Origin of the sequence: Paenarthrobacter sp. TE4293 (genome assembly GCF_050435325.1) — a bacterium.
GTDB classification, from domain to species: domain Bacteria; phylum Actinomycetota; class Actinomycetes; order Actinomycetales; family Micrococcaceae; genus Arthrobacter; species Arthrobacter nitroguajacolicus_C.
The window spans coordinates 399,097-425,123 of the sequence record NZ_JBNJRY010000004.1 but is presented as its reverse complement, the minus strand read 5'-3'; the positions used below and the strand labels follow the sequence as shown (position 1 = coordinate 425,123).

The window sequence follows — 26,027 nt, the reverse complement described above, 5'->3', positions numbered from 1 at the left end:
CTGTTGGAGGAAGCGTGCCGTATCCGTGACCGGATCGTGCAACTTGATGGCGCGGTTGTCGCTGATGGGTTGATGATCGGGAGTTCTCAGGGGGCGAGGTTGCATCCTGCGGTTGCTGAGAGCCGGCAGCAGCGGTTAGCGCTGGCTCGACTGCTGGCTACGTTGCAGATCCCTGGCTTGGAGGATGATTTGCCGACCGCTCGCGGCGTCCGAGGCGTTTATGGGGGCCGTCGTGGTTAGGCGCAAGGTGAAGGATCCGGTAAAGGACCTCGGGATGCGCCCTGAGTTCGTGGCGTTCGATCCAGCAGATTGGGACGGAACTTCGGACTATCAGTGCTGGGTGGCGTGGGACAAAGCTCGAACGGAGTGGGCTGAGGACCATTTGCCCGATGGTGCTGAGGGTTTGCCTGGCTGGGACATTAGCCGTTTTGCGTCTATGCCAGACCAGCCGTGGTCTGAGATTGCGGACCAAATATGAGACGTCGGAGGGAAACGGAGGACGGACTGAACGTTCCCCGGCATCTTTGGCCTGATCGGGCGGCTTTGGATCCGGAGGGGTGGCGTCGCGCCCGGTTTGATTGGGCTCGGCAGCATCCGTGGCCTGTCGGGAAGATTGGCTTTCTGGGTTTCTTCATGGAGACGCGGCAAACGCTCCAGGTGCTTCGGAGACGCGTGTGAAGACGTACAGGAATGATCGGCAGTATGTGGCGCAACGTGAGGCTCTGAAACGCACGTATCAGGCGCAGGGGCTTCCGTGTGCTGCGTGTGGTGGCCCGTTTCTGTGGGAGTTCGAGAACCGGAAGCTGTATCCGCAGTTTTGGAAGAACCCTAAGAGTTTCACTGCGGATCATATTGACGCGGTTAACGCTGGCGGGAAGATGGCGCCTGGTGTTCGTGGTCTGCGGGGTATGCATCGGGCTTGCAATTCCTCCCGCGGAGATGGATCCCGCGAAGCTGTCAAAACTGAAGCCCCGTTGAAGACAAGCCGGAAGTGGTAGGCATTCGGCATGAAATTTTGCGACACAAGCCCTCAAAACCGAGGCAAACAACATATCGAAAGGCACCCACCTTATGGGACAGATTGACAACCTTAATGCCAGCGCCTTGCCGGATCTTATCCGTAGGGTTCGTGCTCTTGAATTTGCCTCTAATCAGAACAACATGGCTGTTGGTCGTGGCGGGATCCGGGTTCATGGTGGCGGAGGGATCACGATTGAAAACGGCGGGCTCAGTGTCACAGGTACCGCAACCATTAGCGGCACTCTAACGAATACCGGCACGACTAACCTCACTGGAACGCTGACCGCTACAGGCCCCACAAACCTTAACGGCCCGACTACGATTGCCGGCAACGTCACTTCCACGGGTGACTTCACAGTGAACGGTCCAACCGATTTGAACGGTCCAACGACGGTAGCGGGCGACACTACGGTCACTGGTGACTTCAACGTGAATGGTCCGATGAAGACCACCAGCACGCTATCTGTTGAAGGCGTGACGACGCTTAAGAATGATCTGAACGTCACTACGGGCAAGGTCAAAGCTGGTGGCATGACGATCGATCCGGGCCTGTTTGGCGGCAGTGTGCAGTTCAGCGCTGGCGGCTACCTGTCGGGCACGGCGTCAGGCCCGCAGCTCACGGGCCCTGCGGGGAACTCGTTCGTCTTTACCAGGAGCGGCAAGGCAGGTTTGCAGGCCGCAGCGATCGACCTCATAGGCGCTGTGGAGGTTCAGGGCGCCTTGAGAGTCACGAGCCCTGGCACCGTCACGGGCGTAACCCCGAATGTCTACATGGACAGCTCGGGGAACCTGCGAAAGATCAACTAAAGGTTGTCGGTGTTGTACTCGGTGCAGAAGTTCCTGCTGGCATAGACGGCTACGGCGACACCGCTAGTGCGCTGTATGTCGTTCTCGCCAGCCAGGGCGCCTATCTCTGTGTAGGTCATTCCCTGGGCGAATAGGCTGCACGCTTGGGCAGCTCCAACAAGCAGTGTTTCATCTGAGGGGCGCACACCATCGCGCCAAGCATTTAGTGAGTTCTTCACGCCGTTCAGGTATTTGGCTTTGGTGCTCTCGTCCGTAAAGGCGGGCGGGAGCACCGTGGTCGGCACTGGGGCAGCCAAGAAGGGCGTCGCGGTAGCTGACGGTGTTGAAGTGGCTGTCGGTGCAGGTTCGGACGTTGCTGGCGTAGACGCGGCTGGTGCTACTTCATTGCCAGCAGTTGAACAGCCTGTCAGGCCGACAGATACAAGCAGGATAAGCCCCCCAATTTTCCTCATGTTCCGAATATTAACCGGAACAGCCACCGATTAAAACCATAAGGATCAAAAGACATGGCGTACATCATTTACCAGGGACAGAACATCGCGATTCCAGACAACGTGAAGATAGACGAGCTGGCAGAGGGCTTGAAAGCGATGCAGAACAACGTCGCATACTCCTGGCTGACGCTGAACCTTGCGGGCAGCGAGCCGAAGCGGGTCCGGCTCATGGTTGGCCCGGGTATCCCCATTGGGATTGTCAGTGACCCGTTGGACGGGCATGAGCCCAATCTGTCTGACGACAGTTTGGCTGAGTTCGTAGCGTGCTCCGAGGGCTAGTCCTCCCTGACCGCGGGGAAGGTCGTCTTGTGTCTGTAGCTGGGTTAAGGCAACTACAGGCACAAGCAAGCCGCTTACTCTCCTGGTTCCACGTCTGGGGCGGTGGCGTGCAAGCGTTCATGAGCGTCGTCGTGAGCTTTGGCCTTCCGAGCCAACTCTTCTGGTTCGAACTCTCCACGGTACCGGGCCTGCGCTTCTCGGTCCCACTCACGCAAGGTCTCTTTGTCGATTTCCCGCTGCTGCTTCATCTCTTCGTCGGTCATAGCTACATAGTTCCAGATGCAAGGTCATCGGATACGTCGCCAGCAGCTATCCGATTAGCGGTAACCCGATACGCCTGATCAATGTTGTCCTCAAGGTCCTTAGCGCCGACACGCCAGATGCCACGCCCACCGATCTGCAAACCGCGCAACTCCCCAGACTTCAACAACTGACGGACAGTAGGAAGCCCAACTGCTAGCTCGTCTGCTACCTGCTCGATGGTTAGGAACCTGGGACGACTGGGCAAGGCATCATCAATACTCACCGAACAACCATAACGAGGCGAGGGCTCAACCTTAGATTGAGGGACTTTATCGCCGGGGATAAATCCGCGCTGACGACTAGTGCTCAGAATGGCAATTCGTCGTCTGGGAGGATGCTAAATGGGGCGTATCTAAGTAGCAGTCGTTTTCTTCCTCGCACGAAGTCAACCGAGGCAACCTTCTTGTCACCGGATCCCTCCACGTCTGCTACCGGCCCAACTCCAAAAGTGGGGTGCTCTATTAGCATTCCTGGGCGAACGCTGCTCACAAGGCTTTGTGGGTTTTGGACCGTGGCCCTACGTAGACCATCTTCGGAAGAGCCGACTGGTGTTCCCGAGGGAACATGATTCTGACCCGACGCTGTCAAGTTGGCAACGGCAAGTGAAAGTTCGCGGACTTCACCGAGCAACTCTTGGATAAGGGTTTTTTCATCGCGTGATTCTGGGGCCGTGGTGGCCGGTTCAGCATTGGTATCGATTGCAGAGAGTTTTGACTCCAGGTCTGGCCACGCCATGTCGAATGCCCAGCGAACGGTATCTGGCGCGGAGCTGTCTTTCGCAGGGGACCGCAGGTGAATGGACTCAATGAGGCTCCACATCTCGTCTTTGTTCAGTAGATCGGTGTGTTGGAAGTTTGCCAAAGGCATTCCCGAAGGAATATCAGAAGGCTTAAGTCCAAGGAGAACGGGCCTGACTGCGGTTTGGCCCGTGGTCTTTGCCAGTGCACCCGCTTCATAGTTGAGCCATGGAGCCCCAACATTCGAGGGCGTAACACAGACGATTCCTTCTACGGTGTCCGTGAGCTGCTCCGAGATTTCAACCAGCCACTGAGATCCCTTGGCAATGTCCGTTGAAGAAACGAATGGCTCGGAGTATTGCAAAACCCTTTTGAGCCATTTGTGAATCAAAAGGGCAGCTGTGTGGCTGGCAGGTCCAGACCAACTGACAAAAATGCGCATGGACTCATCGTAGTAGTCAGCGGTCACGCGTTCGGAAAAAGTTGCCGACAGCGAAGCCTATTCTTCTATGACGGCAAACCGCTGCGGCTAGCGGTTAGTCATTTCCCTGCTCAGAAGGCTGGCCGAGCCTGAACTCGCCCTGCCGAAGAATTCCCAGGATGGGCACATCAAGTTCGAGCTTAGCTGCGGTGGTACTCACAGCTTCGCGGACGTACGGAAAGGCGCTCATGATCGCCACTCGCTCAATGAAGTCTTCAACGACTGCACGGCTGTGATCGTAGTCGATTTCGGTCTCATACCGAAGCGCTAATTCAACTTCATACGTGGCCTGATGGTTTTCTACTTCTACCCGGAAACGCACGTCTAGGGTGCGTGGCCCATGAGCCTCTTGGACATGGATGTTCACGTCAGAGAGCGTGTCATCAGATGAGGGCTCAGCCTTTGCGCGGCCCGAGATTTCCAGGTATCGGATCCCCGTCAACTCGACGTTAGCAACTAGTTCATGGATGTCAGGTGACTTCAAGTTAGTTTTCGGCATCAGGCGCCCAGCGCGAACTCGTGCTTGAACGATGCCGGTACGGGCATCTGACGACTGGGGCGAGTTTGACCGAAGTTGACCTCAGTAACGTTGAGGGCACCACCCAGGTGTACAGGTGTCCAAGCGGCTCGCCTGCTGTCTTGGAGCTGCCCAGAGTCTGACTCGACGCGATGAGCCACCAGGGCGCCAACAGCATGGGCATATTTCCGAATGGTTGAAAGCTTGGGGTCGTTGCCGTGTTTCTCGAATGACGCGATGCTTGCTTGGCTAACGCCGAGCCGTTCAGCGATTACCTTCTGGGTAAGTCCGCGTTCCTTGCGAACCGCAACCAGCGCGGTAAGTAGATCAAGATCTTGGTCGGCGAGGTACTCTGCACGCTGCAATGAGGGAGAGTCAATCTCCAGGCCAAGGCTTTCGGCGAGTTCTTCAAACATAAGTTCCAGTCTATATTTTTGCTACCGCGCGGTCAATTAAGAAGCCGGGGAGGGGCTTGTCCGGGCAGCTTCGCGGCGTTGCTTGTCAATGACGCGATTGCCCCACTCAAAGTTCCTGCCCAGGTCAAACCTGTCTATCGCTTCGCCTATCCTCGCCGTCTGCTCGGCATGGATTTCATCATCCGTTTTCGTAACATCTTTCATGTGGCAAAGAAGCAGAACCATCTGCAAGGGGCTGCTAGTCGGCTCGCCATGGTACATGCGAGCGTGGTCCTTAACTCCAAAAGGCTTGAGTTCCCACACTTCACTCCTGCCGCCGCTGACGGCGAAGATGTCCTTCTCGTCATCTTCATCAAGGAGCGATCCGGTCGTCATCCGTTTGACGAACGCCATTAGAGCGCCGACTCTTATTTCACGCAACTCTTTGGTTGGCTCATCGCAGATACTTCGCATCTCGTTCACGAGATCAAACGGAGCAGGCCTAGGATCCTCGTCCCAGTCGTAGCACTTCAAGACCTCATAGCCAGAGGGGTATGCCGTCATCGCCCTCGGCTTCGGATTTAGACTCAAGGTGTTCCTTCCCCCATCCCGTGGGGTAAATCATAGTTGAACCTTGCTCCTCGCCATGACCAAGAGCGCGCCCTATCTATGTCGCACCAGGCGGTTACCTTGTGCACTTGGCGAAGTTTGATCGTGAGGGTTTCCAGAAGATGATGGCTGAACTGAACGCGGAGGACCAAGGATCTGTGGTTGTGCGGTCTCTTATGAGGACATGGAACCGGACCCGGAGTACCTGCCACTGGCGAGGTGATGCGCATTTTTGCAGACTGGCTGGCTATCAGGTTGCATATGTCTGCATTTCTGTTAATCTGATTCCAGATCAACTTGCTGGTTGATAGAGCTTAGAAGGGTCCGTTGCCGTGGTGGGCGACGGACCCTTCAGCTTTTAAGCATGTACCTGCGTGCTAAGCGTTCTGGCTAAGCAGACATGTCGCCGTAGAACTCTGGTATCAGTCCAGACAGTGCAGTGATGCCTACAGGGGTTAGGTCTTCCTCGGCATTGGGGATCTGTAGCTCGGACCCGTCAACGAAGTTCAGGACCAACTCATGGTGGGTAGCAACGTCACCTGGGCGGCGTTCCTGGCCCGGCGCGAGATTGACGGTCACCTGAGAGATATTCTTACGTGCCCACACAGAGGTAGTTTCCCGCTCATGATCCGTTGCGCCTGCTGGCAGATGACCCCAAGTAATGATGATGAAGCGATCTGTCACCAAGATAACGTCATACAGGTTGGGCAGATCAGGCCAGACAATCTTTCCTGACTCGTCGAGTTCTAGTTTGTCGTGGTCGACGTTTCGCGCTAGAAGACCGCTCGCCAAGACAGGTACTTCGTCACCAATGATGGCGGTCAGCTCATCCATCACTGCTGCCAGCCGCGGCCCGAATCCGAAAACGTCTATCCCTTCCGCCCATGAGACGCTATGTGCTTTGAACTGGTCAGCGAGTCGAGTCGAGCGCTCCGTAATCTCCATCGCACCAAGGTATCCATGGTCCCGTGTGAAGGCATAGGCCGCTGACCAGTTCAAGTCCGCAGAAAGTCCGCAAGAGGTCCACTAGAGGGCTTCCAGCGCTTAATGGAGCCAACCATGCAAAGCCCTAGAATCCGGCGATCCCAACGCCTCGCCACATCCCGCGGTTATATAAGGTACGTTCCGCTTCAACGTCTAACGTCATGAGCCGCAACCCGGGCACCCAGCCAGCCGATATGGCTGGGACCGCACTGCCTACGGTGGACAGGCTTCCCCCATCTCATTGGTTGTTTTGGTCCTACCTCTGGCGGTATTACCTGCGCATCGCCATTCCGTTGAGTGCCATGGGAATGTTCTTCGGGTACATGGAGAGTTCAGGCTACAAACTGCATACCGATCCGGAGATGGTCGCCAACATCGCCGTCTTCGGCCTGATGTTCGGGTTCCTCAGCCTGGTCATTGCGGTTGTTGTCGCCCTTGCCTTTTTTCTCCGGGAGAAGCCTGCCCGCCGGCAGTGGGCCGCCTACCGTCGAGCTGGCTGGACCACGACGCAATGTCGATCCGCATACTCGCTCCGAAGGCAGGAGGCGGCAGCCCTTAGGCTCAATTCACGTCTCAACGAACTCGGGCTGGCCGCCGTGCACTCCTCGGCTCCTCTGACGCCCCCGCCGCGCAGGAAGCTGTCGAAAACAGATCGGGTTTGGGCGTGGCTTGCCATTCCTATGTCCCTGTTCCTGGTGTTCGTTTTTCTTGGTCCTTGGTTGGACTCGAAGGATGTCCAGACACTTCGGTGCGAGGTTGTGTCCGCGGAGCCGGTAACCAGCTCGGGCGGAACCAGAGGTGGAGCCTCTACGGCCTCCGTCTTGGTAAGGACGTCGAACTGCGGGACGTTGGCGATATCGCGGGGCGTTAGCTTCGAGAACCGGGACGAGGTGGCATCGGGCTTCACCATAGGCGCGACCTATGGCTTCGACGTCGGCTGGTACAGCCGTACATTCTTTAGGAACGACGTTCAGGTAGTTCGCGAATACCGACTCATCACGTCGGACCCAGAAGAAAACAACTAAGACACCACGCACAAGACTTCAAGGACCCTGGTTTAACAGAACCGGGGTACTTTTTTTGCCCAAAAACGGTCCTGTCCTGCTGTCAGACAGCGAATGCTACCACCGGGTAACGTTTGACTTGAAATCCGCGGCAATTTAGGCATGTGTAGGTTGCGGAACGGTTACAGTTTGGCCAGCAGGTTCCATCATCCGGACACAATGTGGGTAGGCTTACACACACATGTAGGCAACGTCACAGTAGGAAACTGTGCCTGTGCCTGGGGGGAATCACGAATTTCTCCTGCTCAACTCCACGACTCATAGGAGGCGGAATGCGTTTCTCGCGCACTTCCAAAGCTCTAGGCGTAGCGGCGATCATCGCCCTCGCAGTGACCGGTTGCGGCGGCGGTGGCGGCAGCAACACGAACAGCTCTGCCGCAACTGACCCGAACAGGGTCATTTCCGCATACAGCAACGAACCGCAGAACCCGCTTCTTCCGGCCAACACCAACGAGGTCTACGGTGGCCGCGTCGTCGAGCTGCTGTTCGAAGGCCTTCGTGCCTACGACTCAGACGGCAAGCCCGTCAACGCTTTGGCGGAGTCGATTGAGACAACCGACTCGCAGAACTGGACCATCAAGGTCAAGTCCGGCGCCAAGTTCACCAACGGTGAAGCCATCACGGCCAAGACCTTCGTTGATTCCTGGAACTTCGCCGCGCTGAGCACCAACCTCCAGAACAACGGCTTCTTCTTCGAGTCCATCGAAGGCTACGCCGACGTCAGTGCAGTCACTGAGACCACCGGCGCCGACGGCAAGAAGACCTCCACTCCGGCCCCTACCGCTCAGACCATGTCCGGTTTGGCTGCAACTGACGACCAGACCATTACGGTCAAGCTCGCTCAGCCCGAGGCTGACTGGTCGCTGCGCCTTGGCTACTCCGCCTTCTACCCGCTGCCTTCCGAGGCCCTGAAGGACCCGAAGAAGTTCGGCGAGAACCCGATCGGCAACGGCCCGTACAAGTTCGAAAAGGAAGGTGCCTGGGTACACGACCAGTCCATCTCCCTCGTCAAGAACGCTGACTACTCCGGCCCGCGTGCTGCCAAGAACGGTGGCGTGACCTTCAAGTTCTACACGGATCCGGGCCCCGCATACACGGATCTTCAGGCCGACAACCTCGACATCACGGATGTTGTTCCGTCAAACGCTCTGAAGACTTACACCACGGACTTCCCGGACCGTAACTCCACGCGCCCCAACGCCAACAACTCCACCCTGAACATCCCGGGCTACAACCCGAACTTCCAGGGTGAAGCCGGCCTCCTGCGTCGCCAGGCTCTTTCACACGCCATCAACCGCGACGAGATCACCAAGGTCATCTTCAACGGCACGCGTACCCCGGCCACCGAGTACACTGCACCCGTCCTCGACGGCTACAACGACTCCATTCCGGGCAGCGATGTCTTGAAATTCGATGCCGCCAAGGCCAAGGATCTCTGGGCCCAGGCCGAAAAGATCAAGCCGTACGACGGTTCCAAGCCGCTCCTGATCGCCTCCAACACTGACGGCGGCAACAAGGAATGGATCGACGCCGTTGCCAACGGTTTCAAGAACAACCTCGGCATCGAAGCTGAAATCCAGCCTTTCGCGAAGTTCGCTGAAGTTCTGGACCTGCGCAAGTCGCAGTCCCTCCCCGGCCTGACACGCGCCGGCTGGCAGGGCGACTACCCGTCGCTGTACAACTTCCTCGGACCTGTATGGGCAACCAACGCATCCTCCAACTACGAGAAGTACTCGAACCCCGAGTTCGACAAGCTCCTCAAGGAAGGCCTTGCAGCCAAGACTCCGGAAGACGCCAACAAGAAGTTCAACGAGGCACAGGAGGTCCTGTTCAAGGACCTTCCCGGCTTGCCCTTGTGGTACCGGGCAACCCCGATTGTTTGGAGCAACCACGTTGTCTCGGCTGAAACCGGCTGGAATGGCGGCATCCGTTACTTCGACATCGAAGCCAAGTAGTCCTCAGGATCTGAACTTGCCTTAGGGCATCGGGGGTCCGGCCAAAGCGCCGGGCCCCCCTTGCTTGGTTGGCAGGAAGGCACACATGACACACCAACGCCCGACCAACGGAGAGGGGTGACCCATGGTCCGCTTTATTACCCGTAGGCTCCTCCAGGTGATCCCGGTATTCCTGGGGACCACTCTCCTCGTGTACTACATGGTCTTCGCACTACCCGGCGACCCGATTGCCGCCCTCTTCGGGGATCGCCAGCCACCGCAGAGCGTTATCGACGCGCTGCGGGCCCAGTACAACCTGGACCAGCCATTCTGGGTTCAGTATGGGCTCTTCATCAAGAACTTGTTTACCTTCAACCTTGGCGTTGACTTTACCCAACAGCCCATCGCCGATTCCCTGGCCCGGGCTTTCCCGGTCACGGCGATGCTCGCCATTGAAGCTCTCATCATCCAGGCCGTGTTCGGCATCGCCTTCGGAGTTTTCGCCGGGCTCAAAAAGGGCAAGCTCTTCGACTCCACCGTTCTGGTCGTTTCGCTCCTGGTGATCGCAGTCCCGACCTTTGTTCTGGGCTTCGTTTTCCAGCTTGTGTTCGGTGTTCAGCTCGGATGGGCCAAACCTACGGTGGGCGCCAACGCCGACTGGGGCAACCTGATTCTTCCGGCCGTCGTCCTCGGATTGGTCTCCTTCGCCTACGTGCTCCGCCTGACCCGCGCGTCTGTCAGCGAGAATATGAACGCCGACTATGTTCGTACGGCAACGGCAAAGGGACTTTCCCGGCCGCGCGTCGTGATTGCGCACATCCTCAGGAACTCGTTGATTCCGGTGGTTACCTATCTGGGTGCCAACCTTGGTGGCCTCATGGGTGGTGCCATCGTCACCGAGGGCATCTTCAACGTCCCCGGAGTGGGCAACAAACTCTTCCAGGCAATCCAGCGAAGCGAGGGCCCCACCATTGTCGCGATCGTGAGCGTCCTGGTCCTTGTTTTCGTCATCACCAACCTCTTGGTTGACCTCCTGTACGCCTGGCTTGACCCGAGGATCCGCTATGACCAGTAATACTGAACACTTTGTGGCTCCCGTCGAGGAGACACCGCTTCTGGCCACTGACGCCGTCAAAACAGATCAGGCGCCCCTGAGCCTTTGGGCTGATGCTTGGCGGAAGCTTCGCCGCCGCCCACTGTTCATCGTCTCCTCGCTGCTGATCCTGCTCCTTGTGATCGTTGCAGTGTTCCCGGGACTGTTCACCAGCGTGGAGCCCAACAATGACTGCCAGTTGGCCAACTCCGAGGGCGCGCCCACTGCCGGCCACCCGCTGGGTTTCACCCTGCAAGGTTGCGACGTCTATTCCCGCGTGATCCACGGTACGCAGGCTTCCCTGTCCGTCGGTGTCCTGTCCGTGCTGGCCGTCGTCATCATCGGCGTCACGCTTGGTGCGCTGGCCGGATACTACGGCGGATGGCTTGATGCAGTTCTCGCCCGTCTTGGCGATATCTTCTTTGCCTTGCCGATCATTCTGGGGGCCTTGGTCATCACGCAGCTGCCGTTGTTCCGTGAGAACAGGAGCGTGTGGACCGTGGTCCTGACAATTTCCTTGCTTGCCTGGCCTCAAATGGCACGCATCACTAGAGGTGCCGTCATCGAAGTGCGCAACGCGGACTTTGTCACGGCGGCCCGGTCACTGGGTGTTTCCAAGTTCGGTGCCCTAGTCAAGCATGCGCTGCCGAATGCCTTGGCACCTGTGATTGTCCTTGCCACGCTGGAACTGGGCGTCTTCATCGTTCTGGAGGCCACGCTGTCGTTCCTGGGTGTCGGGCTGCCCGGCAGCGTGATGTCGTGGGGTAACGACATTTCCGCGGCCAACGCCTCAATCCGCACCAATCCGGGAATCCTGCTTTACCCGGCAGCGGCCCTGTCCATCACCGTCCTGAGCTTCATTATGCTTGGCGACGCCGTCCGCGATGCTCTTGATCCCAAGAGCCGTCAGCGCTAAGGAGGCGAACATGACTTCTGCCAACATCAGAATTGATGAAGCCACGGCACCAGTACGGCCCATCCTGGAGATCAGGGACCTGGCCATCACCTTCAAGACCGGTTCCGGGGAGGTCAAGGCTGTCAAGAACGCGCATTTGACCATCATGCCGGGCGAGACGGTCGCCATTGTGGGGGAGTCAGGCTCAGGAAAGTCGACGACGGCGCTGGCCGCCATCGGCCTCTTGCCCAACAACGGACGCGTCTCCGCGGGCCAGATCCTGCTCGACGGCGAAGACATCGCCCACGCGTCGGAGAAGCGCATGATCGAGCTCCGCGGCAGCCACATCGGTATGGTTCCCCAGGACCCCATGTCCAACCTGAACCCGGTCTGGAAGATCGGTTACCAGGTTCGGGAAACCCTGAAGGCCAACGGTCGCCCGGATGGTCCGGAGGACGTTGCCCGCGTCCTCGCGGAAGCTGGACTCCCCGATGCTGCACGGCGTGCCAAGCAGTACCCGCATGAATTCTCTGGCGGAATGCGCCAGCGCGCGCTGATCGCCATCGGACTGAGCTGCCAGCCGAAGCTCCTTATCGCCGATGAACCTACATCGGCACTGGATGTCACGGTGCAGCGCAGGATCCTGGACCACCTGGACAAGATGACCACGGAGCTCGGCACATCCGTGCTGCTCATTACTCACGATCTCGGTTTGGCCGCAGAGCGGGCCGACAAGGTGATTGTGATGTACCAGGGCAACGTGGTTGAGGCAGGTCCTTCCTTGGACCTTCTTCGCAACCCCCAGCACCCTTACACCCGTCGTCTGGTTGAGTCAGCTCCTTCACTGGCTTCCCGCCGTATTCAGGTGGCCAAAGAACAGGGTGTGGAGGCCGAGGATCTTCTGGCACCTGCAGCGGCTGCGAAGGAACGTACCCAGGACGAGGTCCTCCAGATCAAGAACCTGCGCAAGATCTATAAATTGCGTCAGGGCCTGGGACAAACGTCCGATTTCGCCGCTGTTGACGATGTCAGCTTCGCGGTAAAGCGCGGTACTACCACGGCGATCGTGGGCGAATCCGGTTCGGGTAAGTCCACTGTCGCAAAGATGGTTCTCCAGCTGGAAAAGCCCACTGAGGGCCAGATTATCTTCGACGGCGTGGATACCGCGGGGCTTAAGGGGAAGGAACTCTTCAAGTTCCGCCGCCGGGTCCAGCCCATCTTCCAGGATCCGTACGGTTCCTTGGACCCGATGTACAACATCTTCAGGACCATCGAAGAACCGCTGCGTGTCCACAAGATCGGCAATGCCGCCAGCCGTGAAAAGAAGGTTCGCGAGCTGTTGGATCAGGTGGCTCTGCCCCAGTCCATGATGCAGAGGTACCCCAACGAGCTCTCGGGCGGCCAGCGGCAGCGCATTGCCATTGCGCGTGCACTGGCCCTGGACCCTGAAGTCATCATTTGCGACGAAGCGGTCTCGGCCCTTGACGTCCTGGTGCAGGCCCAGGTCCTGAACTTGCTGGCGGACCTGCAGGACAACCTTGGCCTGACGTACCTGTTCATCACCCACGACCTCGCGGTTGTCCGCCAGATTGCGGACCACGTCTGCGTCATGGAGAAGGGCAAGCTCGTGGAGACGGGCAGCACTGACGGCGTCTTCGACAACCCCCGTGAGGCGTACACCCAGGCGCTCCTGGACGCCATCCCGGGTGGATCGCTCCTGCTGCCCCCGGCGGTGGCCTGACCGGCGTCGTAAGTTCATCAAGGCGTACAAAGCAAGAGCCGGTGGGTTCCGAAAGGAAATCACCGGCTCTTGCCGTTAACGCGCCTGTTGCGAGGCCCGCTCTGCACGGAAAGAAGCTCCCAAAACGCGCAGAGCGGGCCTCGCAACGCCCCTAGGGTGCGGGGGCTGGGGCGTTGCTGTCCGGGCGGGCGGTGAGGCCCAAGGCTGCGAGTTCTCGGGCCAGGACCGCACCAAGCTTGACGTGGCCGGACGGCTTCAGGTGCACGCCATCCTGAAGGTCTCCCACTGCGTTGTAGCGTGTCAGCCAATCACCCGTGCTGACAAAGGGGATCGCGTGTTTGGCGGCGATGCGCCCCAACAAGGCGTCCACTTCGGTGCGGCGGCCGCCTCCGTTGTCCGCCCCGCGCGCCAAGGTTCCAATCATGGCCAAGGCAGCGCCGGGATAGCGCTTCTTCAGGGCCGCCAGCAGCCGCTCAGCGTTGCTGGTGATCTGGGCATCGGTGGCCTTCTGCGAAGCGTCGTTGCCACCGCCTTGCACCACGATCAAGGGCGGGTCTCCGTAGGGGAGGATCCAGTCCCCACGCTGCAACGCGTCGATGTAATTACCTGTCTTGCCGTTGGTGGCTACGAAGCCGGTCCCACCCATGCCCACTACGTGCAACTTGTACCCCAGGGCGGCGATGCCCTGTTGTGGCCAGGAGTCCTTGGGCATGGCCTGCGAATCGCCGATCAGGACAGCCGTATGGCGCACATCGGCGAGTACCAGCTCATTGCGGTTGTTCGCCGGGTTCTTGTAGAGCGAGCCAACCGGCAAGTCCAGTGCGCTGGGAGCCGGGGCAGTCCTCAGTGGTGTAGCGGCGGCGGCCGTCTGGGCGGGTGCGGGCGCGGCCGAACGCGTGGGGGCAGAAATGGGGGTAGTTTGGCTTGGTCCGCAGCCCACCAACAGAACGCCGACGGCGATCAAAGGTGCGAGCAGGCGGAACGCGGCCGAAGATTGTCGCATCGTATGGTCTCCGTGTGGCACTGGTTCTGCAGTAATCATGGGGCACTGCGCCGAGAAAATCCAGCATCTGGAGTAGCGGTTACTAAAGCGTGACGCCTTGTGAGCGGCGCCACATTCGGATCGCTGATGGCTTGCTTTTTAGGCGCAGAAATGCAACTGCGTTTAGACTGGATGCAGGTGCCCTGTGTCCCGGGGTCTTTTCGCTGTGTGTTCCGATCAAGTCGATCAGGTATGCGCGCGGATACAAACAGCTGACTTCACCACTGAAACGAGTCATTAACGCATGTCTGAAACCATCACCAACACTGCGTCGCGGAGCGATCTGCGCAACGTCGCGATCGTCGCACACGTTGACCACGGCAAGACCACCCTGGTCGACGCCATGCTCAAGCAGACCAACTCCTTCGCTTCCCATGGTGAGGTTGAGGACCGTGTCATGGACTCCGGTGACCTGGAGCGCGAAAAGGGCATTACCATTCTCGCGAAGAACACCACGGTTGCCTACAACGGCCCGTCCTCCAACGGCGAGACCATCACCATCAACGTCATCGACACCCCCGGCCACGCCGACTTCGGTGGCGAGGTAGAGCGCGGTCTGTCCATGGTTGACGGCGTCGTCCTGCTGGTCGACTCCTCCGAGGGCCCCCTGCCCCAGACCCGCTTCGTGCTCCGCAAGGCCCTTGCCGCACACCTGCCGGTCATCCTCCTGGTCAACAAGACCGACCGTCCCGACGCCCGCATCGACGAGGTTGTCCACGAGTCCATGGACCTGCTCCTCGGTCTGGCTTCGGACCTTGCCGACGAAGTTCCGGACCTCGACCTGGACAAGGTCCTCGAAGTTCCCGTCGTCTACGCCGCCGCCAAGGTTGGCCGCGCGTCCCTGGACCAGCCGGCCAACGGCTCGGCTCCGGAGAACGAGGACCTTGAGCCTCTCTTCAAGACCATCATTGAGCACATCCCGGCTCCGACGTACAACCCGGACGGCGTGCTGCAGGCACACGTGACCAACCTGGACGCATCGCCGTTCCTTGGCCGCCTCGCCCTGCTTCGCATCTACAACGGCACGCTCCGCAAGGGCCAGACCGTTGCCTGGGCCCGTGCGAACGGTGAGCTCAAGAACGTCAAGATCACCGAACTGCTGGCCACCAAGGCGCTGACCCGCGTTCCGGCCGAGTCGGCCGGTCCCGGTGAAATCGTTGCTGTTGCCGGCATCGAGGACATCACCATCGGTGAAACCCTCACGGACGCCGAGAACCCGCAGCCGCTGCCGCTGATCACCGTGGACGATCCCGCGATCTCCATGACGATCGGTATCAACACCTCGCCGCTGGCCGGCAAGGTCAAGGGTGCCAAGGTCACGGCCCGCCAGGTGAAGGATCGCCTGGACAAGGAACTGATCGGTAACGTCTCCATCAAGGTCCTTCCCACCGAGCGTCCCGACGCCTGGGAAGTCCAGGGCCGTGGCGAGCTGGCGCTGGCCATCCTGGTTGAGCAGATGCGCCGCGAAGGCTTCGAACTGACTGTGGGCAAGCCGCAGGTAGTGACCAAGACCATCGACGGCAAACTGCACGAGCCGATGGAACACATGACCATCGACGTGCCCGAGGAATACCTTGGCGCCGTCACGCAGCTCATGGCTGCCCGTAAGGGCCGGATGACCAACATGGCCAACCACGGCACCGGTTGGTGCCGCATGGAATTCATCGTTCCCGCCCGTGGCCTCATCGGCTTCCGTACCCGGTTCCTGACGGACACCCGAGGTGCCGGTATTGCCGCCTCCATCTCCGAGGGCTACGAGCCGTGGGCCGGACCGATCGAATACCGCACCAACGGTTCGATGATCGCTGACCGTGCCGGTGTTGTGACGCCGTTCGCCATGATCAACCTGCAGGAGCGCGGTTCCTTCTTCGTGAAGCCCACCTCCGAGGTTTACGAAGGCATGATTGTTGGCGAGAACTCCCGCGCTGACGACATGGACGTCAACATCACGAAGGAAAAGAAGCTCACCAACATGCGTGCCGCTTCCTCTGACACCTTCGAGAACCTGACGCCGCCGCGCGATCTGACCCTCGAAGAGTCCCTCGAATTCGCCCGCGAAGACGAGTGCGTCGAGGTAACCCCGGAGGCCATCCGTATCCGTAAGGTCATCCTGGACTCCAACGAGCGCGCCAAGGCCAACCGCGCCCGCGCCAAGTCCTAGCCTGCACTGACTGAAACAGTCAGGAACAGCTGAATGAAGAGAGGAGCTGCCGGTACGGTCCGTGGCATTGCTGCGGCCGTACTGGCGGCTCTTTTCGTTGCTGCAGCAGGAACGGTGCTGCACCGACAAACGGTGCCGCTGTCCGGCGTCGAGGTTCCCTGGGGCGTCGTGGCAGCCCTCGTGTTGCTGGCGTCGGCCCAACTGTGGCTTGCCGCGTGGTCGCGCTCGATTATCCCGACGGCGGTCGCCGGCGTGGTGGGCTATGCCGCCGTCGGCGTCTTCTCATCAGCGGGACCGGCCAAGCAGCTGGTGCTGGGAGATGCCGTAGGCAATGTGTGGGTCTTTGGCATCGCGGCGGTCACCGTGGTCATGCTGGTGGCAGCGAGCCGCCTGCGCGCCGCACAGCCGGCCGGCGCGGCGGTGGCGGTGGAACCTCTTTCGCCGCGATGACCATCGCCAGGGGAATCACGACGTCGGACGTGCGGGTGCGCACCGTGCAACTGTTTTCGCTGGTGTCCAGCAGGTAGCCCAACGCGTCCGTCAGGCCGTCGTCGAACCTGTAACGGACCACCACACGGATACCCGGCTTTGCAGTGAGAAGGAATTGTCTGGGTGGCAAATGCGGGGGAGTCACCGTTTCATACTAAGACGCGGGCTAGGTTGGCGTTGTCGCACTGTTGGATAATAGGCTCGGAAGTTGAGTGCCCGGCATGATGCCGGCCGTAGTACCCCGGCCATCGCCGGGACAAACCGTGGAGAGGTCTGGGACGTGACGTACGTAATCGCGCAGCCGTGTGTGGATGTCAAGGACAAGGCATGTATTGAAGAGTGCCCTGTCGACTGCATTTACGAAGGTGAGCGTTCCCTCTATATCCACCCCGATGAATGTGTCGACTGTGGTGCCTGCGAACCTGTGTGCCCCGTTGAGGCCATCTACTACGAGGATGACACCCCGGAAGAATGGGCTGACTACTACAAGGCCAATGTCGAGTTCTTCGACGACCTCGGATCCCCAGGTGGAGCCGCCAAGATTGGCAACACGGGCAAGGATCACCCGTTCATCTCCGCACTGCCCCCGCAGAACCAAGACCACTAAGGGCGGTTGTTTCTTTGATTTCCGCGGCACCGGCTTTCGGCCTGAACCTGCCTGACTACCCCTGGGAGGCCATGGCACCGTATGTTGCCACGGCAGCCAAGCATCCCGGTGGCGCAGTGAACCTTTCCATTGGAACGCCGGTGGATCCCACTCCCGGGCTCATTCGGGAGGCCCTGGCGGCCGCGGCGGACGCCCACGGCTATCCCACGGTTCATGGAACCGAGGCCCTGCGGCAGGCTGTGGTGGACTGGTTCGCCGGCCGACGCGGCGTGCCCGGACTGGACCCCAGGGACGTCATGCCGACGGTGGGTTCCAAAGAGCTTGTCGCGTGGTTGCCTTTCCTGCTTGGCCTCAGCGCCGGGGACGTCGTTGTGCGGCCCACGGTGGCCTACCCGACATACGACATCGGGGCTTCCTTGGCAGGGGCCACAGCGGTAGCTGCCGATGATCTGGAGGAATTGGATCCGGCCACCCGTGCCAAAGTCCGTTTGATCTGGATCAACTCACCGGGCAATCCCACCGGCAGCGTCCGCGACGTCGAGTCGCTGCGCAGAATCGTCGGCCAGGCCCGTGAACTCGGAGCCGTGGTGGCTTCGGACGAGTGCTACGCCGAGCTCGGCTGGGGCGAATGGGATGCCCAACGCGGGGGAGAGGCTGTTCCCAGCATCCTGGATCCCCGGGTCACCGGCGGCTCAACTGACGGGCTGCTGTGCGTGTATTCCCTGAGCAAGCAGTCCAACCTGGCCGGGTACCGTGCCGCGTTCGTGGCCGGCGATCCGGCCATCATGGCCAATCTGGTCAACAGCCGCAAGCATGCGGGCATGATTGTGCCATACCCTGTCCAGGAGGCAATGCGCGTAGCCTTGGGCGACGCCGGGCACGTCCTGGCCCAGAAAGACCTGTACCGCGGCCGTCGCGAGAGGCTGCTCCCGGCGCTGGAGAAGTTCGGGCTGCAGATCCACCAATCCAAGGCCGGCCTCTATCTCTGGTCCACGGCGGGCGAAGCCACCTGGGACACCGTGGCCAGGTTTGCCGGCCTTGGCATCGTGGTGGGCCCGGGCGTCTTCTACGGGGACGCCGGCAATGGTTTCATTCGCGTCGCCCTCACGGGCAGCGACGAGCGCATTGACGCCGCGGTTGAACGGCTTGCCACAGCCTCATAACAATGCTGTGACTTGCGCCACTGTTAGCGTGATTCCGCCAGTAATCGGACGGCACGGATTAGTTCCGCAGGGTTACTGGCGGTAGCTTTTTAACTGACTATCAATGGTGGCCTTCTCTAAGAAAGCACTTCGGCCGTTGGAGCCCTGCAACAGTAGGGCCGAAGGCGGCGACACCAGAAGTTGGTTGGACAAGCGTTCGATAGAGGCCCAAAGGCCTCATGAAGGGGACTCCATGACTGAGACCACCAGCGCGACACTGCGCCATGCCGGCGGCGAACTCGAACTGCCGCGCATCAAGGTTGTAGAAGGAAACGAAGGCTACGACGTTTCCAAGCTGCTGAAGCAGACGGGCGCCGTCGCCTATGACCCCGGCTTCATGAACACAGCGGCCACCACCTCGGCCATTACCTACATCGACGGCGACGCAGGCATCCTGCGTTACCGCGGTTACCCGATTGAGCAGCTCGCGCAGCACTCGAGCTTCCTCGAAGTTTCCTACCTGCTGATCTACGGGAACCTCCCCACTCCCACGGAGCTGGAAGAGTTCGACCAGAAGATCCGCCGCCACACGCTCCTGCACGAAGAGCTCAAGGGCTTCTTCGGCGGGTTCCCCCGTGATGCCCACCCCATGCCGGTGCTCTCCTCGGCTGTTTCTGCGCTGTCCACGTTCTACCAGGACTCGCTTGACCCCTTCAACGCGGAGCACGTGGAAGTTTCCACCATCCGCCTGATGGCCAAGCTGCCGGTCATTGCTGCCTACGCGCACAAGAAGTCCATCGGCCAGCCGATGCTCTACCCGGACAACTCCATGAACCTGGTGGAGAACTTCCTGCGCCTGAGCTTCGGCCTCCCGGCGGAGCAGTATGAGATGGACCCGGTAGTGGTCAAGGCGCTGGACCTCCTGCTCATCCTGCACGCAGACCACGAGCAGAACTGTTCCACCTCCACCGTTCGCCTGGTGGGTTCGTCCAACGCGAACCTCTTCGCTTCGGTGTCCGCAGGCATCAACGCCCTCTTTGGCCCTGCCCACGGTGGTGCCAATGAGGCCGTGCTGAAGATGCTCCGCCAGATCCAGGCCGACGGCATCAAGCCCGAGGACTACATGGAGAAGGTCAAGAACAAGGAAGACGGCGTCCGCCTCATGGGCTTCGGGCACCGCGTCTACAAGAACTACGATCCCCGCGCCAAGATCATCAAGGCGACGGCCCACGAAGTTCTCGGCAAGCTCGGCGGAAACGACGAACTGCTGGACATCGCGATGCGCCTCGAAGAGAAGGCCCTGGCTGACGATTACTTCATCCAGCGCAAGCTCTACCCGAACGTCGACTTCTACACCGGCCTCATCTACAAGGCCATGGGATTCCCGGAGAAGATGTTCACCGTGCTCTTCGCCATTGGCCGCCTCCCGGGCTGGATTGCCCAGTGGCGCGAAATGATCAACGACCCCCAGACCAAGATCGGCCGTCCGCGGCAGCTCTACACAGGGGAACCGGAACGCAACTACCCGGCCAACTGATACGGCAATATCGTCAATAACGACGGCGGCCGCCCACCTCGCAAGGTGGGCGGCCGCCGTCGTTGGTTGCGGTGCTTTGCAGACTAAGCGTTGTTCGCCGCAGCAGGCTGAGCAGCGTTGTAGCCGTACGGATTGTTCTTCTGCCAGCGCCAGTGGTCCTCGCACATCTGGTCCACGGTCTTGGTGGTGGACCAGCCGAGGTCGGCCAGGGCGGAGGAAGCGTCGGCCCAGAATGCGGGGAGGTCGCCGGCGCGGCGGCCAGTGATCTCGTAGGGAATGGGCTGCCCGACGGCCTTCTCGAAGGAGCGCAGCACCTCGAGCACTGACGAGCCGCGGCCGGAGCCCAGGTTCCAACGGCGGACCCCGGCGCGCTCAGCAATGTAGTTCAGGGCCGCTACGTGGCCGTCGGCCAGGTCCACCACGTGGATGTAGTCGCGCTGTGCAGTGCCATCGGGGGTGTCGTAATCGCCGCCGAAGACCATGAGCTTCTCGCGGCGGCCAACAGCCACCTGGGCGATGAACGGAACAAGGTTGTTGGGGATGCCCTGGGGGTCCTCGCCGATGCGGCCGGACGGGTGCGCGCCCACCGGGTTGAAATAGCGCAGCAGTGCGATATGCCAGCGGTCGTCCGCGTTGCCCAGGTCCGAAAGGATGTCCTCGATCTGTTCCTTGGTGCGGCCGTAGGGGTTGTTGGCGCCGATTTCCATCTTTTCGATGTAAGGGATCGGGTTGTGCTCGCCGTACACCGTGGCAGAGGAGCTGAACACGATGGAACGGACGTTGTGCTTGTCCATGGCCCGGAGCAGGTTCAAGGTGCCCACAATGTTGTTGTAGTAGTAGGCGAGGGGTTCCTGAACGGACTCTCCTACGGCCTTCAGGCCAGCGAAGTGGATCACGGCGTCGATCCGGTGCTGGTCGAACACGGCTTCGACGGCGGGCTCGTCCACCAAGTCAACCTTGTGGAAGGCGGCGGTCTTGCCGGTGAGCTCCGAAACACGGCGGAGAGATTCCTCGCTGGAGTTCACGAGGTTATCCAGCACGACGACGTCGTGGCCGGCTTCCTGAAGGGACAAAACGGTGTGGGAACCGATGTAGCCGGTGCCACCCGTGACAAGAATTTTCATGGTCTCTACGCTAGCGGAAAGTGGAGCCACGCCGCTTTGTGTTGAGCGGTGTTGAAGCACGTTCGTGCTAAAAACTACTGGTGCCTAAAATTGTTGATGCCGAAGCCCGGCGCCAGGAAGTTGTCCAAGCAGTATTCCGGATCATTGCCGACGATGGCCTGGAACGGGCATCACTGAGGGAAGTTGCCGACGAGGCAGGCCTGGCAGTGGGCTCCGTTCGGCACTACTTCGCCAGCAGCGACGACCTCCTGGTCTTCTCGTTCGGCGCAGTGATCGACCGCATTGCCGGTCGCCTGGAATCAGCACTGGCAGCAGTTGAGAAGGAAACGCCGGCCAGCCCGGAACAGCATCTGGCCGTGGTGAACCTTCTGGGACAATTCCTGCCCTTGGACGAGGAACTCGCAGTGGATGCTTGTGTGTGGATGGCGTTCAGGCACGCCGCCCGGATCAAACCTGTCCTGGCGGCCGAAGCCGAACGCAGCCACCGGACTGTAGCCGCCGTCGTCGGGCGTCTGATCATGCTCCTGAGCCCCGGCGGAGCCGACGACCAACAAACCCTCGTCACCGAAGCGGAACGGCTCCTGGCGACCATGGACGGCTTGTGCATGCACGCTTTATTGCAGCCGGAGTGGATGACGGCCGAGATGTGCAGCGACGTCCTCACAGCCCACCTGCGGTCGCTGCCCGGCGTTCCCGCGGCCCGATAGCAGACCCGCTGGCGGGAAGTATTCCCCGGCAAAGCAAAGCCGCCGGGCCCCTACCGTCGTGACGCAACGGGAATAGACTGGAACAGTCGGGAACCTGCCAAGGGAGGAATTCGGATGCACGAGTCAGGCGGCCCGGGATGGCGCATCACCATGGACACGTCCGGGCCGATGCTCATCGCCCTGTACTTGCGGGACGTGGCCGGATTGGATGGTGCCGGTAAACCGAGCCTGTCCCACGCAGACCCTAAAGTCCGGCATGCCGATCATCAGCACCTCACCTCCGACGTCGGGGGCATCCAAGCGCTCAAGACCGAGTGGGAGGCCTGGTGGGAAAGCCTGGTGAAGTCCTACCCCAACCCCGCCTCGGAACTGGCACCTCCCAGCTTCAAAGCCTTCGGCAACTCCCCGGCACTCCAACGCGTGCTGCAGGCCCACTTCGGCTCGGCCCTGGGCTGGGCCACCGACAGGATCGACGAGTACGCCGACCTTGAAGCTACCCGTGAGGCCAACGGCGTCACGCAGATGCTTAGCGAGATGGTGGAGGACCGGCTCCTGGAGGTCGGCCGGAGTTCCCGGGACTTCGAGCTCACCATCATTGAGCTGCCGTTGAATGAGCCGAGGGCCTGGTACCTGGAACCCAGCACGATGATCATGAGCCACAAGCTTTTGGCCGAGCCCGACGTGTTCCGGAGCTATGTTCAGCCGGTGGTGGAGATCCTCGCCTGAGCGGGCTCACGTGGTGGGTGCTGAGACCGTAATGGTTACCGCCGTGGCAGGGGATGCAGAGGCTTGCCAGCCGTCGCGCTTCTCCCGGTTCCACGCCTGGCCCCCAACATCCACCTGGGTAATGGCCAGGGTCTTGGCGTTCGCCACAGCCCAGTGGGCAACGGCCCAAGCCTGGGCGCCGGTGATGTCCACCTGGACCGAACGGCCTTGGACGGTGGCCGCCTGCGTGCCGAACGCCGCCGTAAGTTCATCGACGACGGCGGCAGGGTCGCCAGCCGCTTCGGGCATTCGCAGTTCGCAGCTCAGTGACGCCTCGGAGTGCCCTGTGAGCGCAGACGCAAAGGCCCTGGCCATGCCCTCGTGCTGGGCATAGGCGCGGGGGAAGGCTGAGCGCTGCACCGCTTGGGCGGCCTGGGTGATCTCCATGGATTCGTAGCCGGGGACTTTGACCAGCCCGTCAAAGAAGGCATTCGCTGCGTAGACGGGGTCCATGACCTGGGCCTCAGTTCCCCAGCCCTGTGAGGGGCGCTGCTGGAAGAGCCCACGCGAGTCGGGGCCGGCTTCGTCGCCGTAGTTGATGTTGCGGAGCCGGGACTCCTGCATGGCGGTGGCAAGGGCAATGCTCGCTGCCCGGGGCGGCAGGCCGCGCCGGACGGATATGGCAGTGATAAGGGAAGCGTTCGCGGCCTGGTCCGTGGCGAGCTCGTGGTTTTCGGCACCGACGACGGCGACGCAGCGCTCCGTGACCAGGGTCTCGGAGCGCTGCAGCACAGCAACGATCGCATAAATGGCACCTGCTACGAGGGCCACAGCCAGCACCGCTACGATGGCGCGGCGGAACCGGCGCACGGAGGTCCTCCTGCTAGTTGGCGTGAAGGGCCTCGTTGAGCTCCACGGTCTGGCCCTTGCGCGGAAGGACTTCCACGCCACCAGTGGTGGAGTTGCGGCGGAAGAGCAGGTTGGGGACACCGGAGAGTTCCACGGCCTTGATGATCTTGCTGGTGTCCTCGCCGTTCTCGTCCTTGGGGCCGGGAACACGAACACGCGTTCCGGCAGTGACGTACAGTCCGGCTTCCACCACGGAGTCATCGCCGATGCTGATGCCCACACCGGAGTTGGCGCCGAGCAGGACGCGCTCGCCCAGGGCGATCTTTTCCTTGCCGCCACCGGAGAGCGTGCCCATGATGGATGCCCCGCCGCCAACATCGGTGCCGTCGCCGGCTACGACGCCGGCAGAGATACGGCCTTCCACCATGGACGTGCCCAGGGTGCCCGCGTTGAAGTTCACAAAACCTTCGTGCATCACGGTGGTGCCTTCGGCCAGGTGCGCACCCAGGCGCACGCGGTCGGCGTCGGCGATGCGCACACCGGTGGGGACAACGTAGTCCACCATTCGCGGGAACTTGTCCACGCCGTAAACCACTACGTTGCCGCGCTTGCGAAGGCGGGCCCGGGTCAACTCGAAACCATCAACCGCGGCGGGACCGAAGTTGGTCCACACGACGTTGGGAAGCTTGCCGAAGACGCCGTCCAGGTTGATGCTGTTCGGCTTGACCAGGCGGTGCGAGAGGAGGTGCAGGCGCAGGTACGCGTCGGCGGTGTCAGCCGGGGCGGCATCAAGGTCGATCTGTGCGAAGACGACTTTCTGCTCCGTGCCGCGATCGGCGTCCTTGCCGTCGTCGGCCAAGGCAGTGAGTGCCGGGTCGGCGTTCTCGACGTCGCGCAGGGACTCGGCGGCAACGCCCAGCGAGGGAGCCGGGTACCAGACGTCCAGCACTGTTGCTTCCCCGGAGGCCGAGGTGGCGATCGTGGCGAGGCCGAACCCGTAGGCCGATCGGTGGTGGGCGGGCGCGTCTGTGGGCACAGCAGAGGAAGCAGTTTCAGTCATGCGCCAAGTGTATCCAGCACTCGGAGGTCGGTTTAAACCCGTCTCATGCCGTGGTGGTCGCATTGAGGGTTGTTAAGCTGGACCGGTGACCCTGAACCCTGCCCCCGCCCTCCTCGACCTGCGCCAGGACGTTGCCCTGCTGACGGCCGCGATCATCGACTTCAACAGCGTCTCCGGCAACGAGACAGAACTGGCTAATGCGGTCGAGTCCGCCTTGCGCGCCATCCCTGCCTATACGGTGATCCGCGATGGCGACGCCATCATTGCCCGGACCGAACTTGGCCGCCCCGAGCGTGTCATCCTGGCCGGCCACCTGGACACGGTGCCCCTGCCCACCGTTGAAGGCTCGCTGGGCACCGTTCCGTCCACCTGGGAATCCGGCGTGCCCGGCGAGGGCGTGCTGTACGGCCGCGGAACCACCGATATGAAGGGTGGCGTGGCGGTGCAACTCGCGCTTGCGGCGACCCTGTTCGACGACGGCCGGAAACCGGACAAGGATGTCACCTTCGTTTTCTACGACCACGAGGAAGTCGAAGCCGTGAAGAGCGGATTGGGCAGGTTGGTCCGCAACCACGGTGATCAACTGCACGGCGACTTTGCAATCCTGCTGGAACCCACGCACGGCACCGTGGAAGGTGGTTGCAATGGGACCAGCCGGTTCGAGGCAACGACCCTGGGTGAAACGGCCCACTCTGCCCGCGCATGGATGGGCGTCAACGCGATCCACGCTGCTGCCCCCATCCTGGCGAGGCTCGCAGCGTATGAACCACGCACCATCAACGTGGACGGCCTCGATTACCGCGAGAGCCTCAACGCGGTGAAGATCAACGGCGGCACAGCCGGCAACGTCATCCCGGACCGCTGCGTGGTGGAAATCAACTACCGCTTCGCTCCGGACAAGACGCCGGACGAGGCCGAGGCGCACGTCCGGGAACTTCTGGAAGGATTCGACGTCGTCCGTACCGACGCTGCTGCCGGCGCCAGGCCCGGTCTGAACCATCCCGCGGCCGCATCCTTCGTGGCCGCGGTCGGTGCCGAGCCCAAGCCCAAATACGGGTGGACCGACGTCGCGCGCTTCAGTGAGCTGGGCATCCCGGCGGTTAACTTCGGGCCCGGCGACCCGCTGCTGGCACATAAGGACAACGAACACGTCGACGCCGACGCCATCCGCGAGTGCCTCCGTGCACTGAGGACGTGGCTGGCGCCCTAGCCCGGGATACCGCAACGCCCAAAAGAGAAGGTCCGCAGCCT

28 protein-coding genes are annotated in these 26,027 nt (G+C 61.0%); 15 read left to right on the top strand and 13 right to left on the bottom strand.

Annotated features, from left to right (window positions below):
• The first annotated feature begins 1,071 nt into the window (after positions 1 to 1,071).
• Positions 1,072 to 1,827, top strand: a complete 756-nt coding sequence (locus QF015_RS10820; RefSeq protein WP_429388907.1) for a hypothetical protein — start codon at positions 1,072 to 1,074, stop codon at positions 1,825 to 1,827.
• Here QF015_RS10820 and QF015_RS10815 read toward each other — a convergent pair.
• Complete coding sequence (locus QF015_RS10815) at positions 1,824 to 2,111, bottom strand: hypothetical protein (RefSeq protein WP_429388904.1); 288 nt, start codon at positions 2,109 to 2,111, stop codon at positions 1,824 to 1,826. The two genes, QF015_RS10820 and QF015_RS10815, sit on opposite strands and share 4 nt — an antisense overlap.
• Positions 2,112 to 2,333: 222 nt before the next feature.
• Between QF015_RS10815 and QF015_RS10810 the strand changes: the two genes are divergently transcribed.
• On the top strand, positions 2,334 to 2,600 hold the full coding sequence (locus tag QF015_RS10810; protein WP_429388902.1) for a hypothetical protein: 267 nt from the start codon (positions 2,334 to 2,336) through the stop codon (positions 2,598 to 2,600).
• Between the two features lie 74 nt (positions 2,601 to 2,674).
• Here QF015_RS10810 and QF015_RS10805 read toward each other — a convergent pair whose 3' ends face one another.
• From QF015_RS10805 to QF015_RS10775, 7 genes are all read right to left on the bottom strand, one after another.
• Positions 2,675 to 2,863 (bottom strand): hypothetical protein, encoded by a 189-nt coding sequence (locus QF015_RS10805; RefSeq protein ID WP_429388899.1) that lies wholly within the window; start codon positions 2,861 to 2,863, stop codon positions 2,675 to 2,677.
• Positions 2,864 to 2,865: 2 nt separating this feature from the next.
• Positions 2,866 to 3,126 (bottom strand): helix-turn-helix domain-containing protein, encoded by a 261-nt coding sequence (locus tag QF015_RS10800; RefSeq protein WP_429388897.1) that lies wholly within the window; start codon positions 3,124 to 3,126, stop codon positions 2,866 to 2,868.
• Between the two features lie 83 nt (positions 3,127 to 3,209).
• A complete protein-coding gene (locus tag QF015_RS10795; RefSeq protein ID WP_429388895.1) occupies positions 3,210 to 4,082 on the bottom strand; it encodes a TIR domain-containing protein in 873 nt (290 codons plus the stop codon).
• 94 nt (positions 4,083 to 4,176) lie between these two features.
• Positions 4,177 to 4,488 (bottom strand): hypothetical protein, encoded by a 312-nt coding sequence (locus QF015_RS10790; protein ID WP_429388892.1) that lies wholly within the window; start codon positions 4,486 to 4,488, stop codon positions 4,177 to 4,179.
• 131 nt (positions 4,489 to 4,619) lie between these two features.
• Complete coding sequence (locus tag QF015_RS10785) at positions 4,620 to 5,054, bottom strand: helix-turn-helix domain-containing protein (protein WP_429388890.1); 435 nt, start codon at positions 5,052 to 5,054, stop codon at positions 4,620 to 4,622.
• Positions 5,055 to 5,090: 36 nt separating this feature from the next.
• Positions 5,091 to 5,597: a hypothetical protein gene (locus QF015_RS10780; protein ID WP_429388888.1), complete on the bottom strand. Its 507-nt coding sequence runs from the start codon at positions 5,595 to 5,597 to the stop codon at positions 5,091 to 5,093.
• Positions 5,598 to 6,032: 435 nt separating this feature from the next.
• The gene (locus QF015_RS10775) at positions 6,033 to 6,587 is read right to left on the bottom strand and encodes a hypothetical protein (RefSeq protein WP_429388885.1); all 555 of its coding nucleotides are present in this window, start codon (positions 6,585 to 6,587) and stop codon (positions 6,033 to 6,035) included.
• Positions 6,588 to 6,787: 200 nt separating this feature from the next.
• Between QF015_RS10775 and QF015_RS10770 the strand changes: the two genes are divergently transcribed.
• From QF015_RS10770 to QF015_RS10750, 5 genes are all read left to right on the top strand, one after another.
• Positions 6,788 to 7,651 carry a hypothetical protein gene (locus QF015_RS10770; protein ID WP_429388882.1) on the top strand — a complete coding sequence of 288 codons (864 nt, stop codon included), beginning with the start codon at positions 6,788 to 6,790 and terminating at the stop codon, positions 7,649 to 7,651.
• Positions 7,652 to 7,962: 311 nt separating this feature from the next.
• A complete protein-coding gene (locus QF015_RS10765) occupies positions 7,963 to 9,645 on the top strand; it encodes a peptide ABC transporter substrate-binding protein (protein WP_310205716.1) in 1,683 nt (560 codons plus the stop codon).
• Between the two features lie 124 nt (positions 9,646 to 9,769).
• Positions 9,770 to 10,699, top strand: coding sequence for an ABC transporter permease (locus QF015_RS10760; RefSeq protein WP_310205713.1), 930 nt, complete (start codon positions 9,770 to 9,772; stop codon positions 10,697 to 10,699).
• A complete protein-coding gene (locus tag QF015_RS10755; RefSeq protein ID WP_429388877.1) occupies positions 10,689 to 11,633 on the top strand; it encodes an ABC transporter permease in 945 nt (314 codons plus the stop codon). Before QF015_RS10760 ends, QF015_RS10755 begins: the two co-directional genes overlap by 11 nt.
• Positions 11,634 to 11,643: 10 nt before the next feature.
• A complete protein-coding gene (locus QF015_RS10750) occupies positions 11,644 to 13,353 on the top strand; it encodes an ABC transporter ATP-binding protein (protein ID WP_310205707.1) in 1,710 nt (569 codons plus the stop codon).
• A 151-nt stretch (positions 13,354 to 13,504) separates the two neighbouring features.
• Here QF015_RS10750 and QF015_RS10745 read toward each other — a convergent pair whose 3' ends face one another.
• Entirely contained in the window at positions 13,505 to 14,356 is an 852-nt protein-coding gene (locus QF015_RS10745; protein WP_310205704.1) for an SGNH/GDSL hydrolase family protein, read from the bottom strand.
• Positions 14,357 to 14,639: 283 nt separating this feature from the next.
• Here QF015_RS10745 and typA point away from each other — a divergent pair, with 283 nt between their 5' ends.
• Complete coding sequence (gene typA / locus QF015_RS10740) at positions 14,640 to 16,556, top strand: translational GTPase TypA (protein ID WP_310205701.1); 1,917 nt, start codon at positions 14,640 to 14,642, stop codon at positions 16,554 to 16,556.
• Positions 16,557 to 16,589: 33 nt separating this feature from the next.
• Positions 16,590 to 17,006, top strand: coding sequence for a hypothetical protein (locus QF015_RS10735; RefSeq protein WP_429388872.1), 417 nt, complete (start codon positions 16,590 to 16,592; stop codon positions 17,004 to 17,006).
• Here the strand turns inward: QF015_RS10735 and QF015_RS10730 are convergent.
• Positions 16,924 to 17,127 carry a hypothetical protein gene (locus QF015_RS10730; protein WP_429389001.1) on the bottom strand — a complete coding sequence of 68 codons (204 nt, stop codon included), beginning with the start codon at positions 17,125 to 17,127 and terminating at the stop codon, positions 16,924 to 16,926. The genes QF015_RS10735 and QF015_RS10730 overlap by 83 nt on opposite strands.
• Positions 17,128 to 17,325: 198 nt before the next feature.
• Between QF015_RS10730 and fdxA the strand changes: the two genes are divergently transcribed.
• The 3 genes from fdxA to QF015_RS10715 all read left to right on the top strand — a co-directional run bounded on the left by fdxA (position 17,326) and on the right by QF015_RS10715 (position 20,331).
• Positions 17,326 to 17,652, top strand: a complete 327-nt coding sequence (gene fdxA, locus QF015_RS10725; RefSeq protein WP_024817464.1) for a ferredoxin — start codon at positions 17,326 to 17,328, stop codon at positions 17,650 to 17,652.
• A gap of 14 nt (positions 17,653 to 17,666) precedes the next feature.
• Complete coding sequence (gene dapC / locus QF015_RS10720; RefSeq protein ID WP_310205696.1) at positions 17,667 to 18,815, top strand: succinyldiaminopimelate transaminase; 1,149 nt, start codon at positions 17,667 to 17,669, stop codon at positions 18,813 to 18,815.
• Between the two features lie 232 nt (positions 18,816 to 19,047).
• The gene (locus QF015_RS10715) at positions 19,048 to 20,331 is read left to right on the top strand and encodes a citrate synthase (RefSeq protein WP_024817462.1); all 1,284 of its coding nucleotides are present in this window, start codon (positions 19,048 to 19,050) and stop codon (positions 20,329 to 20,331) included.
• An 83-nt stretch (positions 20,332 to 20,414) separates the two neighbouring features.
• Here QF015_RS10715 and galE read toward each other — a convergent pair whose 3' ends face one another.
• Complete coding sequence (gene galE / locus QF015_RS10710; protein WP_310209258.1) at positions 20,415 to 21,455, bottom strand: UDP-glucose 4-epimerase GalE; 1,041 nt, start codon at positions 21,453 to 21,455, stop codon at positions 20,415 to 20,417.
• Positions 21,456 to 21,535: 80 nt separating this feature from the next.
• Here galE and QF015_RS10705 point away from each other — a divergent pair, with 80 nt between their 5' ends.
• Entirely contained in the window at positions 21,536 to 22,162 is a 627-nt protein-coding gene (locus QF015_RS10705) for a TetR/AcrR family transcriptional regulator (protein WP_429388868.1), read from the top strand.
• Between the two features lie 114 nt (positions 22,163 to 22,276).
• Entirely contained in the window at positions 22,277 to 22,888 is a 612-nt protein-coding gene (locus tag QF015_RS10700; protein ID WP_429388866.1) for a hypothetical protein, read from the top strand.
• Positions 22,889 to 22,894: 6 nt separating this feature from the next.
• Here QF015_RS10700 and QF015_RS10695 read toward each other — a convergent pair whose 3' ends face one another.
• Positions 22,895 to 23,737, bottom strand: a complete 843-nt coding sequence (locus QF015_RS10695; RefSeq protein ID WP_310209253.1) for a hypothetical protein — start codon at positions 23,735 to 23,737, stop codon at positions 22,895 to 22,897.
• A 13-nt stretch (positions 23,738 to 23,750) separates the two neighbouring features.
• Complete coding sequence (gene dapD / locus QF015_RS10690; protein ID WP_310209252.1) at positions 23,751 to 24,776, bottom strand: 2,3,4,5-tetrahydropyridine-2,6-dicarboxylate N-succinyltransferase; 1,026 nt, start codon at positions 24,774 to 24,776, stop codon at positions 23,751 to 23,753.
• Between the two features lie 85 nt (positions 24,777 to 24,861).
• Here dapD and dapE point away from each other — a divergent pair, with 85 nt between their 5' ends.
• The gene (dapE, locus tag QF015_RS10685) at positions 24,862 to 25,986 is read left to right on the top strand and encodes a succinyl-diaminopimelate desuccinylase (RefSeq protein WP_310209249.1); all 1,125 of its coding nucleotides are present in this window, start codon (positions 24,862 to 24,864) and stop codon (positions 25,984 to 25,986) included.
• The last annotated feature ends 41 nt before the right edge of the window (positions 25,987 to 26,027 follow it).

Bases quoted from the DNA above. Each gene is read 5' to 3' on its own strand.
- QF015_RS10780 (WP_429388888.1), bottom strand. From the start codon at position 5,597: ATGACGGCATACCCCTCTGGCTATGAGGTCTTGAAGTGCTACGACTGG.
- QF015_RS10770 (WP_429388882.1), top strand. From the start codon at position 6,788: ATGAGCCGCAACCCGGGCACCCAGCCAGCCGATATGGCTGGGACCGCA.
- QF015_RS10755 (WP_429388877.1), top strand. From the start codon at position 10,689: ATGACCAGTAATACTGAACACTTTGTGGCTCCCGTCGAGGAGACACCG.
- QF015_RS10795 (WP_429388895.1), bottom strand. From the start codon at position 4,082: ATGCGCATTTTTGTCAGTTGGTCTGGACCTGCCAGCCACACAGCTGCC.
- QF015_RS10765 (WP_310205716.1), top strand. From the start codon at position 7,963: ATGCGTTTCTCGCGCACTTCCAAAGCTCTAGGCGTAGCGGCGATCATC.
- QF015_RS10810 (WP_429388902.1), top strand. From the start codon at position 2,334: ATGGCGTACATCATTTACCAGGGACAGAACATCGCGATTCCAGACAAC.
- QF015_RS10745 (WP_310205704.1), bottom strand. From the start codon at position 14,356: ATGCGACAATCTTCGGCCGCGTTCCGCCTGCTCGCACCTTTGATCGCC.
- QF015_RS10715 (WP_024817462.1), top strand. From the start codon at position 19,048: ATGACTGAGACCACCAGCGCGACACTGCGCCATGCCGGCGGCGAACTC.
- QF015_RS10700 (WP_429388866.1), top strand. From the start codon at position 22,277: ATGCACGAGTCAGGCGGCCCGGGATGGCGCATCACCATGGACACGTCC.
- QF015_RS10820 (WP_429388907.1), top strand. From the start codon at position 1,072: ATGGGACAGATTGACAACCTTAATGCCAGCGCCTTGCCGGATCTTATC.
- QF015_RS10750 (WP_310205707.1), top strand. From the start codon at position 11,644: ATGACTTCTGCCAACATCAGAATTGATGAAGCCACGGCACCAGTACGG.
- QF015_RS10775 (WP_429388885.1), bottom strand. From the start codon at position 6,587: ATGGAGATTACGGAGCGCTCGACTCGACTCGCTGACCAGTTCAAAGCA.
- QF015_RS10735 (WP_429388872.1), top strand. From the start codon at position 16,590: ATGAAGAGAGGAGCTGCCGGTACGGTCCGTGGCATTGCTGCGGCCGTA.
- typA (WP_310205701.1), top strand. From the start codon at position 14,640: ATGTCTGAAACCATCACCAACACTGCGTCGCGGAGCGATCTGCGCAAC.
- dapD (WP_310209252.1), bottom strand. From the start codon at position 24,776: ATGACTGAAACTGCTTCCTCTGCTGTGCCCACAGACGCGCCCGCCCAC.
- QF015_RS10760 (WP_310205713.1), top strand. From the start codon at position 9,770: ATGGTCCGCTTTATTACCCGTAGGCTCCTCCAGGTGATCCCGGTATTC.
- galE (WP_310209258.1), bottom strand. From the start codon at position 21,455: ATGAAAATTCTTGTCACGGGTGGCACCGGCTACATCGGTTCCCACACC.
- QF015_RS10805 (WP_429388899.1), bottom strand. From the start codon at position 2,863: ATGACCGACGAAGAGATGAAGCAGCAGCGGGAAATCGACAAAGAGACC.
- QF015_RS10785 (WP_429388890.1), bottom strand. From the start codon at position 5,054: ATGTTTGAAGAACTCGCCGAAAGCCTTGGCCTGGAGATTGACTCTCCC.